This window comes from Paracraurococcus ruber, from assembly GCF_004353985.1.
Lineage (GTDB): Bacteria > Pseudomonadota > Alphaproteobacteria > Acetobacterales > Acetobacteraceae > Paracraurococcus > Paracraurococcus ruber.
This window is the reverse complement of record NZ_SMOA01000544.1, coordinates 1-1,632: the sequence shown is the minus strand read 5'-3', so window position 1 is coordinate 1,632 and position 1,632 is coordinate 1. Positions and strand designations below refer to the sequence as shown.

General features: G+C 73.8%; 1 protein-coding gene. It reads right to left on the bottom strand.

Translation table 11 applies throughout. From position 1 onward, the window contains the following. Positions 1-1,412: helicase HerA-like domain-containing protein (locus E2C05_RS31615; RefSeq protein WP_133223561.1), on the bottom strand; the 1,412-nt coding region annotated here is incomplete at its 3' end. Positions 1,413-1,632: the final 220 nt, after the last annotated feature.

Sequence of the window (1,632 nt, the reverse complement as noted above, 5' to 3'; positions counted from 1 at the left end):
GGCACCCGGCCGCCCTGGGCCGGCGCCTCCGGCAGCGGGCGCGGCGGCAGCGATACGCCGCCCCAGGGATTGTCGCTGCGCACCGGCGCCGGCCCGCGCGGCCCTTCCGCCTGCCAGGGGCCGGAGGCTGGCGCCGCGGTGGCGCGGCCGGCCAGGCGCTCATAGGCGCTCTCGCGGTCCACCGCCGCGTCGTAATGCCCGGCCAGTGGGCTGCGCGCCATTAGCGCCGCCCGCTCCTCGGCCGTCACCGGCCCGATCCGGCCGCGCGGCGGGGCGATGCGGGCGCGCTCCACCATGCTCGGCGACCCATCCGCCTGCAGGGTGCTGACCAGCGCCTCGCCCACCGCCAGATGGGTGATGGCATCCGCGACGTCGAGCCGCGGGTTGGGCCGGAAGGTCTCCGCCGCCGCGCGCACCGCCTTCTGCTCGGCGGGCGTGAAGGCGCGCAGCGCATGCTGCACCCGGTTGCCGAGCTGCCCCAGCACCGTCGCCGGCAGGTCGAGCGGGTTCTGGGTGACGAAATAGATCCCCACCCCCTTGGATCGGATGAGGCGCACCACCTGCTCCACCTTCTCGGTCAGCGCCCGGGGGGCGTCGCGGAACAGCAGATGCGCCTCGTCGAAGAAGAAGACGAGCTTCGGCTTGTCGAGGTCGCCCACCTCGGGCAGCTCCTCGAACAGCTCGCTCAGCAGCCAGAGCAGGAAGGTGGCGTAGAGCCGCGGGCTGTGGATCAGCTTGTCGGCGGCGAGGATGTTGACCGCGCCGCGGCCATCCGGCGTCACCAGCATCAGGTCGGCCAGGGACAGCGCCGGCTCGCCGAAGAACTGCTCGCCGCCCGCCTGTTCCAGGACCAGCAGCCGGCGCTGGATGGTGCCGATCGTGGCCTTGCCAACCTGGCCGTAATGGTCCCGCAGCTCCGCCGCGCGGTCGGCGACATGCGCCAGGATGGCACGCAGGTCCTTGAAGTCCAGCAGCAGCAGGCCTTCGTCGTCGGCCAGCTTGAAGGCGATGTTGAGCACGCCCTCCTGCGTGTCGTTCAGCTCCAGCATCCGGGCCAGCAGCAGCGGTCCCATCTCCGCCACCGTCGCCCGCAGCGGGTGGCCCTGCTGGCCGAAGACGTCCCAGAAGATCCCCGGCGCCGCCTCATAGGCGAAGTCGGCGACCCCCAGCTCATGCGCCCGCGCTTCCAGCTTCGGGTTGGGCTTGCCGGGCAGGGCGATGCCGGACAGGTCGCCCTTGATGTCGGCGCAGAAGACCGGAACGCCGACGCGGGAGAAGGCCTCGGCCATCACCTGCAGGGTCACGGTCTTGCCGGTGCCGGTGGCGCCGGCGACCAGGCCATGGCGGTTGGCGCGGGAGAGCAGGAGCTCGCAAGGGCGGTCGCCCCGGCCGATCAGGATGCTCTCCGCCATGCCCCCATTCCCCCTGCCATGCCTGCCGCGGCGCTGCATATACGGTGTGTCCCCGCGGCTTTGCACCCGGCCGGCCAGGGCGGCGGCTGGGCCGCGGCCCGCCGTTTCGTTACGGTGTCGCCGATGACCGCCTGCGCCGCCGCCCGGCTGGCCGCCCTGGCCGCCCTGCCGGCCGCCATCCTGGCCGGCTGCGCCGCGCCGCCCGGGCCGCCGCCCGCGC